The 8,822-nt window shown below is 70.9% G+C and carries 6 protein-coding genes; 5 read left to right on the top strand and 1 reads right to left on the bottom strand.

Annotated elements, in window-relative coordinates:
* The first annotated feature begins 112 nt into the window (after positions 1-112).
* The 4 genes from ACGF3I_RS10620 to ACGF3I_RS10635 all read left to right on the top strand — a co-directional run bounded on the left by ACGF3I_RS10620 (position 113) and on the right by ACGF3I_RS10635 (position 5,798).
* Positions 113-1,882, top strand: coding sequence for an ATP-binding cassette domain-containing protein (locus tag ACGF3I_RS10620; RefSeq protein ID WP_393130277.1), 1,770 nt, complete (start codon positions 113-115; stop codon positions 1,880-1,882).
* Between the two features lie 160 nt (positions 1,883-2,042).
* Positions 2,043-2,927, top strand: coding sequence for a FadR/GntR family transcriptional regulator (locus tag ACGF3I_RS10625; RefSeq protein ID WP_393130278.1), 885 nt, complete (start codon positions 2,043-2,045; stop codon positions 2,925-2,927).
* 367 nt (positions 2,928-3,294) lie between these two features.
* Positions 3,295-4,848: an RNA polymerase sigma factor gene (locus ACGF3I_RS10630; protein ID WP_393130279.1), complete on the top strand. Its 1,554-nt coding sequence runs from the start codon at positions 3,295-3,297 to the stop codon at positions 4,846-4,848.
* Positions 4,849-4,979: 131 nt separating this feature from the next.
* On the top strand, positions 4,980-5,798 hold the full coding sequence (locus tag ACGF3I_RS10635; protein WP_393130280.1) for a serine protease: 819 nt from the start codon (positions 4,980-4,982) through the stop codon (positions 5,796-5,798).
* 125 nt (positions 5,799-5,923) lie between these two features.
* Here ACGF3I_RS10635 and ACGF3I_RS10640 read toward each other — a convergent pair whose 3' ends face one another.
* Positions 5,924-6,154, bottom strand: coding sequence for a hypothetical protein (locus tag ACGF3I_RS10640; RefSeq protein ID WP_053725523.1), 231 nt, complete (start codon positions 6,152-6,154; stop codon positions 5,924-5,926).
* Between the two features lie 434 nt (positions 6,155-6,588).
* On the opposite strand from ACGF3I_RS10640, the gene ACGF3I_RS10645 reads away from it, so the two are divergent.
* Positions 6,589-8,706 (top strand): type IIA DNA topoisomerase subunit B, encoded by a 2,118-nt coding sequence (locus ACGF3I_RS10645; protein WP_393130281.1) that lies wholly within the window; start codon positions 6,589-6,591, stop codon positions 8,704-8,706.
* Positions 8,707-8,822: the final 116 nt, after the last annotated feature.

Genomic DNA, 8,822 nt, shown 5'->3' on the forward strand with positions numbered 1-8,822 from the left:
ACACCGGACCGGACATCGCACCCGCGCTGCCAGAAAAGTCCTAAATGTCGCGTTATCTTGCTGGAGCACCCGCCCCTGCCGCCGAGCGGTCTCATCTACCGCGAGAGAAGCGATGCTCCAGGCAATCGGACTCACCAGCGCCCCCCGCGGAGACCTTCCGCCGGCCGTCGACGACCTCACCTTCGAGGCGAGACCCGGGCAGCTCACCGCCCTGCTCGGGGAGCCGGGCTCGGGCCGTACGACGGCCCTGCGCCTCATGCTCGAACTCGAACCGGGCCGGGGCATCACCTACTTCCGGGGCCGCCCGCTGCACGAACTCGCCCACCCCGCACGCGAGGTGGGCACCCTGCTCGGCGACGTGCCGGGCCACCCCGCCCGCACCACCCGGGGACAGCTCAAGCTGATGTGCGCGGTGGCCGGGGTCCCGGTGTCGCGGGCGCAGGAGATGCTCGAAGTGGTCGGCCTCTCCGGCGTAGCCGACCAGCGGCTCGGCACGCTCTCGCTCGGCATGGACCGGCGGCTGGGCCTCGCGGCTGCCCTGCTCGGCGACCCGCACACCCTCCTGCTCGACGAACCGGCCGAGGGGCTCTCTCCCCGCGAGAACGCCTGGCTCCACGGGCTCCTGCGTGGCTACGCCGACCACGGCGGCACCGTCCTGTGCACCTTCGGCGACCCCAAGGAGGCGGCCCGCGTCGCCGATCGCGTGGTCACCATCGACGGCGGCCGGCTCGTCGCCGACCAGGACGCCACCGCGTTCGCCCGCACCCGGCTGCGTCCGCGCGTCGCCGTGGCCACCCCGCACGCCGCCCGCCTGGGCGCGCTGGTGAGCCGCGAGGCGCGCGCGGCCCAGCGCTCGGTGGAGGTGGTTGCCGAGGACGGCAACCACCTGTCCGTGTACGGCAGCAGCTGTGCGGAGGTGGGGGAGACGGCTTTCCGCAACGGCGTGCTGCTGCACCGGCTCGCCGACGAGGTCGGCGACACCGGCCCGGACATCGCGGCCCCCGGCGCCCGGGCCGAGGACGACACCGCCCCGATCGCCACCGTCCCCTCCCAGGAACGGCCCGGCCGGCCCGAGGGTTCCCACCCGCTTCCCCTCGCCCGCCGCCCGGCCCGCACCCCCCTGCGCCCCCTGCGCTACGAGCTGCGCAGATTCCTCGGCGTACGCTCAACCTTCCTGCTGGCGGCGGCAGTTGTGGCCTCATCGGCCCTGCTCGCCGTGCTGCTCGCGCGCTCCGGACAGGTCCCGGCGCCTCGGCTCCTGGCCGCCTGGCCCGCTCTGCTGCCCCTGCCGCCCGCGGCGCTCGGCGCCGGCCTGTTCGGCGCGCTCGCCTTCGGCGACGAGTACCGCTACCCGGCGCTCGCCGCCGACCGCGGCACCGTCCCGCGCCGGCTCGGGCTGCTCCTCGCCAAGCTGCTCGTGAGCGGAGCGGCGGCCCTGCTGCTCGCGGCCGCGGCGGTCGCCGTCGACTTCCAGGGCCTGCGCCTGGTCTACGGAGCCGGCGTCACGGGGCCCCCGCGCGAATGGCTCGGCCTGGGCGCGGGCTGGGCCGGGCTCACGGTCGGGTGCGCCTGGGCCGGACTGCTGGCCGCCGGGATCTTCCGGGCCACCGCGGCCGGCCTCGCCGCGGTGCTCGCCGTGCCCGTCGTCGTCGTACCGCTGCTGAGGAAGGCCGTGGCCGGGCACGCGGTGCGTTCCGTGGCCGGGCTGCCCGACCGGCTGCGCGACCTGGCCTGGGTGCGCTGGCCGCACGCACTGGACCACTGGCTGGTCGCGGCACTGCACTTGGTCGCCGAACCGGTCGGAGCCGCGCTCGCGCTGTCGCTCACCGTCCTGATCTGCGCCTATCTGTTCACCGGGCTGCGCCACAGGGCCCGTTGGTGAGGCGTCGGCGGGCGGCGAGGGGGCTTCTGTCCACAACTCCCTTGGGAATGCCCGCTTCTTTCCGATAAAGCGTCAATTGCGTGGGTGGCGGTGATCACCCTTTCGTGTGCTTTTCACCAAAGACCTCAAGGGCCACCGGAGTCCCGCCGACAAAGGGTGCATGAGCACCCTTGCGCACACCATGATGACCGCCCGCTCCGCCGACGCCGGCCACGCGGCTCCGGGCGAACTCGACCGCTACCCCTACGGGGAGGCGCGCCCCTCCGGCCGGCTCGGCGCCGTCGGCTGGGACGGCGGAGATGCGGAACTGGGCCGGGTGGGCCGGCGCGCGGCGGGCAGCCGCGGCCGGGGGCTGCACGGTCAACTCGTCCAGCAGCTCGGCCAGATGATCGTCTCCGGCGACCTCGGCGCGGACCGTCCGCTCGTCCCCGAGGAGATCGGCCAGCGATTCGAGGTGTCCCGCACGGTCGTCCGCGAGTCGCTGCGCGTGCTCGAAGCCAAGGGTCTTGTCAGTGCGCGGCCGAACGTCGGCACCCGGGTCCGTCCGGTCAGCGACTGGAACCTGCTCGACCCCGACATCATCGAATGGCGCGCCTTCGGGCCCCAGCGCGACGACCAGCGCCGGGAGCTGGCCGAGCTGCGCTGGACCATCGAGCCGCTGGCCGCCCGGCTGGCCGCCGGCCACGGCCGCGACGACGTCCAGCAGCGCCTCGGCGACATGGTGGAGATCATGGGGCACGCCCTCGCCCAGGGCGACTCGATCACGTTCTCCCGCGCCGATGCCGAATTCCACTCCCTGCTGATCCAGCTCGCCGGCAACCGGATGCTGGAGCACCTCTCCGGCATCGTCTCGGCCGCCCTCCAGGTCTCCGGCTCCCCGATCACCGGCTGTGACCGCCCCTCGGACGGCTCCCTCGCGCACCACGGGCGGATCGTGGACGCCCTCGCCGGCGGCGACGCCATGGCGGCCGAGGCGGCCATGCGGCAACTGCTCACCGTGCACCCGGAGGTGGAGCGGGTCGTCCCCGCCCCCCGCGAGCACTGACGCGAGCCCGCGGCGACACCGCGCCGCCGGATCCCGCGAGGGGTCCGGCGGGCTTCCGGCTCCGGCCGGCTCCGGGTCCGGCCGACTCCGGGTCCGGCGGGCTTCCATACGGGGGTATCTGTCCCCTGTGACCCGTTGGTCGCCTTTGGGGTGTGACTCGGGCCACGAAGATTGCGCGTAACACTCCTCGGAGCCATGCGATGACTTAAGAGGTACAGCCGAGGAAGGAATACAGCGACCCTGTGCGGCGCTGTGCAGCTCCGAGGTTCAGCCCGCGCCCCCGGCACATCCCCAGCCGTGGTCGTCGGCTCCGGCCCGATCCTGGGCGGGGCCGGAAGCCGTTTTCCATCGTTTCGAGAGGTTGTTCGTGTCGGCCAGCACATCCCGTACGCTCCCGCCGGAGATCGCCGAGTCCGAGTCTGTGATGGCGCTCATCGAGCGGGGAAAGGCTGATGGACAGATCGCCGGCGACGACGTGCGTCGGGCCTTCGAAGCCGACCAAATTCCGCCGACCCAGTGGAAGAATGTTCTGCGCAGCCTCAACCAGATCCTCGAGGAAGAGGGTGTGACGCTGATGGTCAGTGCCGCGGAATCACCGAAGCGCACCCGTAAGAGCGTCGCAGCGAAGAGCCCGGCGAAGCGCACCGCCACCAAGACGGTCGCGGCCAAGACGACCGTGACCACCACCAGGGCCGTCGCCGCCTCCGCGACCCCGGCCGACTCCGTGGACGTGCCGGCCGATGAGGCCGACGACGCCCCAAAGAAGGCCGTCGCCAAGAAGGCGGCCGTGAAGAAGACCGCCGCCAAGAAGACGGTGGCCAAGAAGACCGCGGCGAAGAAGACCGCCGCCAAGAAGGGCGACGACGACGAGGCCGTCGAGGGCGACGAGCTTCTTGAGGACGCCGCGCCCGGCAAGGGCGACGACGAGGAGCCCGAGGGCGAGAGCAAGGGCTTCGTCCTGTCCGACGAGGACGAGGACGACGCTCCGGCCCAGCAGGTCGCCGTCGCCGGAGCCACCGCGGACCCGGTCAAGGACTACCTCAAGCAGATCGGCAAGGTCCCGCTGCTCAACGCCGAGCAGGAGGTCGAGCTCGCCAAGCGCATCGAGGCCGGTCTGTTCGCCGAGGACAAGCTGGCCAACGCGGACAAGCTGGCGCCGAAGCTCAAGCGCGAGCTGGAGATCATCGCCGAGGACGGCCGCCGCGCCAAGAACCACCTCCTGGAGGCCAACCTCCGTCTGGTGGTCTCGCTGGCCAAGCGTTACACCGGCCGCGGCATGCTCTTCCTGGACCTCATCCAGGAGGGCAACCTCGGTCTGATCCGCGCGGTCGAGAAGTTCGACTACACCAAGGGCTACAAGTTCTCCACGTACGCCACCTGGTGGATCCGTCAGGCGATCACCCGCGCCATGGCCGACCAGGCCCGCACCATCCGTATCCCGGTGCACATGGTCGAGGTCATCAACAAGCTCGCGCGCGTCCAGCGCCAGATGCTCCAGGACCTGGGCCGCGAGCCCACCCCGGAGGAGCTGGCCAAGGAACTCGACATGACCCCGGAGAAGGTCATCGAGGTCCAGAAGTACGGCCGTGAGCCGATCTCGCTGCACACCCCCCTCGGTGAGGACGGCGACAGCGAGTTCGGTGACCTCATCGAGGACTCCGAGGCGGTCGTCCCGGCCGACGCGGTCAGCTTCACGCTCCTCCAGGAGCAGCTGCACTCGGTGCTCGACACCCTGTCGGAGCGCGAGGCGGGCGTGGTCTCCATGCGCTTCGGCCTCACCGACGGCCAGCCCAAGACGCTGGACGAGATCGGCAAGGTCTATGGCGTGACCCGTGAGCGGATCCGCCAGATCGAGTCCAAGACCATGTCGAAGCTGCGCCACCCGTCGCGTTCGCAGGTGCTGCGCGACTACCTCGACTAGGTCGCGGTCCGCGTCGCACGAGGGCCCGGTCTCCTTCGGGGAGGCCGGGCCCTTCCGCGTTGCGCGGGTGCGGTGCAGGACGTGCTGAATGACGCTGGGTGTGCCTGTGTCACCGAGAGTCAGGAGACCGTATGCGTCCCTCCATCGCCCTGGCCGCCGCGGGGGCCGCGGCCCTTGTGGTCGTTGCCCTGGGGGCGCCGCTGCCCGCAGCCGCCGAAGAGATCGTCATCGGTGGGCACGCCGTCAAGATCTCGGACAGTCCCTGGGTGGTGGCCCTCTCGAGCCGTGACCGGTTCGGGGGTACGCGGGCGGGCCAGTTCTGCGGGGGCGTGGTGATCGCGCCGACCACGGTCCTGACCGCGGCGCACTGCCTGCGCAGCGACGTCCTGGGCACGGACGTGGCCCATGCGCGGGACCTGGTGGTCATCGCCGGGCGCACCGACCTCGTCTCGAACGAGGGCCAGGAGATCCCGGTGAGCGCGGCCTGGACCAACCCCGGCTACGACCCGAAGACCAACGCGGGCGATCTGGCGGAGCTGACCCTGGCCCGGCCGCTGCCCGCCTCGTACGCCATCCCGGTGGCCGGGGCGGGCGACGCCGGGTACGCGGACGGCGCCCAGGCCACGGTCTACGGCTGGGGCGACACCTCGGGCGGCGGAAGCTATCCGACGGCGCTGCGGGCGGCGCCCGTCACCGTGCTCTCCGATCAGGCCTGTGTGCGCGCCTACCCGCCGAACTCGGACGGGCCCTACCTGGCGGCCACGATGCTGTGCGCGGGCGATCCCAGGGGCGGCCACGACGCCTGTCAGGGCGACAGTGGCGGGCCGCTGGTGTTCCAGGGGCGGCTCATCGGCCTGGTGTCCTGGGGGAACGGGTGCGGACAGCGCGCCTACCCGGGGGTCTACAGCCGGGTGTCGGCCATCGCACGGCCCGGCGGCGCCACGGCCTGAGCGTCTGCGCGGGCCGGGCCGTGCCGGGTCCGCGGACATGAGAACGGGCGGCCACTCCCCCTGCACGGGGAGTGGCCGCCCGTCGCCGGTCCTGGACCGGCCCTGGCTCGTCGTGATGCGAGGTCTCAGCGATCCTCGTCGCCTGCGGACTCGGGCACCGCCGTGAGGCGGTCCGTCTCGTCCTGTATGTCAGCGGCGATCTTCTTCAGTTCCGGCTCGAACTTGCGTCCGTGATGAGCGCAGAAGAGCAGTTCGCCGCCGCTGGTCAGGACTACGCGAAGGTAGGCCTGTGCGCCGCAGCGGTCGCAACGGTCGGCGGCCGTCAGGGGGCTCGCGGGGGTCAGAACAGTAGTCACGTCGCCTCTTCTCTAGCTCGACGAGCTGTCGTACCAGGGTCAACATCCAACCAGGCCGAAAACGTTCCCGCTCGTGGCTTTTCCTCGAAAGTTCTTGGTCAAGGTGGCTGTCTGCTGCCGGTTGGCGGCGAATGAGCCGTATTGCGGAGCTTTACGGGTTTCGCGTTGCTTGTCTTGTTTGGCCCTCCCGGCGGGGTTGCCGGTTGTTCATGAGGACGTGCCCGGAGCCTAAATGGTTCATGCCTGAATGGGAACGTGACATCCGCGTCACCCCCACGAGGGATCGAACATGTTTGCGACGCTGGACTAGCATGAGGTTTCGCGAGGGTGGCGTTACAACGGCTCTACCAGGCCTCGGTACCCTCTGACCGGCGACCGACGCCGGCCCCTTACCCATCAGGGGCGTCATTGAAATTCAGCGAGGAGCGAACTGCGTGAGCGCCGAGACGTCCGTTCCGTCCACTGCGCTGCTGAGCGGGGCAGACCGCGACGGCTCCAACTACACCGCTCGGCATCTGCTCGTGCTCGAAGGCCTGGAGGCCGTCCGCAAGCGACCCGGCATGTACATCGGGTCCACGGACAGCCGCGGACTGATGCACTGCCTCTGGGAGATCATCGACAACTCCGTCGACGAGGCCCTGGGCGGCCACTGCGACCACATCGAAGTGATCCTGCACGACGACTCCTCCGTCGAGGTGCGTGACAACGGGCGGGGCATCCCCGTCGACGTCGAGCCCAAGACGGGTCTTTCCGGCGTCGAGGTCGTCATGACCAAGCTGCACGCCGGCGGCAAGTTCGGCGGCGGCTCCTACGCCGCCTCCGGCGGTCTGCACGGCGTGGGCGCCTCCGTGGTGAACGCGCTCTCGGCCCGCCTCGACGTCGAGGTCGACCGCGCCACCACCCACTCGATCAGCTTCCGTCGCGGGGTGCCCGGCATCTTCACCGAGCAGGGGCCCGACGCGCCCTTCGACCCCGGGAGCGGGCTGCGCAAGGGCAAGCGCGTGCCCAAGGGCCGCACCGGCACCCGCATCCGCTACTGGGCCGACCGGCAGATCTTCCTCAAGGACGCCAAGCTCTCCCTGGACACGCTCTACCAGCGGGCCCGCCAGACGGCCTTCCTGGTGCCGGGCCTGACCATCGTGGTGCGCGACGAGCGGGGTCTCGACGGCGAGGGCAAGACCGAGGAGACCTTCCGCTTCGACGGCGGGATCAGCGAGTTCTGCGAGTACCTGGCCGAGGACAAGGCCGTCAACGACGTACTGCGCCTGTCCGGCTCGGGCACCTTCAAGGAGACCGTCCCGGTCCTCGACGACCGCGGCCACATGACGCCGACCGAGGTCACCCGCGAACTCGGCGTGGACATCGCGCTGCGCTGGGGCACCGGCTACGACACCAACCTGAAGTCGTTCGTCAACATCATCGCCACCCCCAAGGGCGGCACCCATGTCACCGGCTTCGAGCGCTCGGTCACCAAGACCGTCAACGAGGTCCTGCGCGCCACGAAGATGCTGCGCGTCGCCGAGGACGACGTCGTCAAGGACGACGCCCTGGAAGGGCTGACCGCGGTCGTCACCGTCCGCCTCGCCGAGCCGCAGTTCGAGGGCCAGACCAAGGAGGTCCTCGGCACCTCGGCCGCCAACCGCATCGTCGCGAACGTGGTGGCCAAGGAGCTCAAGGAGTTCCTGACCTCCACCAAGCGGGACGCCAAGGCGCAGGCCCGCGCGGTCCTCGACAAGATCGTGGCCGCCGCCCGCACCCGCATCGCCGCCCGCCAGCACAAGGAGGCGCAGCGCCGCAAGACCGCGCTGGAGTCCTCCTCGCTGCCCGCCAAGCTGGCGGACTGCCGCAGTGACGACGTCGAGCGCAGCGAGCTGTTCATCGTCGAGGGGGACTCGGCGCTCGGCACCGCCAAGCTCGCCCGGAACTCGGAGTTCCAGGCCCTCCTGCCGATCCGCGGCAAGATCCTCAACGTTCAGAAGGCGTCGGTCTCCGACATGCTGAAGAACGCCGAGTGCGGCGCGATCATCCAGGTCATAGGAGCCGGGTCGGGACGGACGTTCGACATCGACGCCGCGCGGTACGGAAAGATCGTGCTGCTCGTCGACGCCGATGTCGACGGCGCCCACATCCGCATCCTGCTGCTGACCCTCTTCCAGCGCTACATGCGCCCGATGGTCGAGGCGGGCCGGGTCTTCGCGGCCGTGCCCCCGCTGCACCGCATCGAGCTGGTCCAGCCCAAGAAGGGCCAGGACAAGTACGTGTACACGTACTCGGACAACGAGCTGCGCAGCACCCTGCTCGAGTTCCAGCGCAAGAACATCCGCTACAAGGACACCATCCAGCGCTACAAGGGCCTGGGCGAGATGGACGCCGACCAGCTGGCCGAGACCACGATGGACCCCCGGTTCCGGACGCTGCGCCGCATCAACATCGGCGACCTGGAGGCCTCCGAGCAGGTCTTCGACCTGCTGATGGGCAACGAGGTGGCGCCCCGCAAGGAGTTCATCACCAGCTCCGCCGCCACCCTGGACCGCTCGCGCATCGACGCGTGACGCCGGCCTGACGGACGCCGGGCCGCGGACAGTCCGCGGGCCGGCGGCCGGCGGCGCCCCCCCCGCGGGGGGGCGGCAACACCCCCCCGGGGGCACCCCAGGCCCCCAGGCCCAGA

This window comes from Streptomyces sp. NPDC048111 (genome assembly GCF_043202815.1).
In the GTDB taxonomy this organism is placed as follows: domain Bacteria; phylum Actinomycetota; class Actinomycetes; order Streptomycetales; family Streptomycetaceae; genus Streptomyces.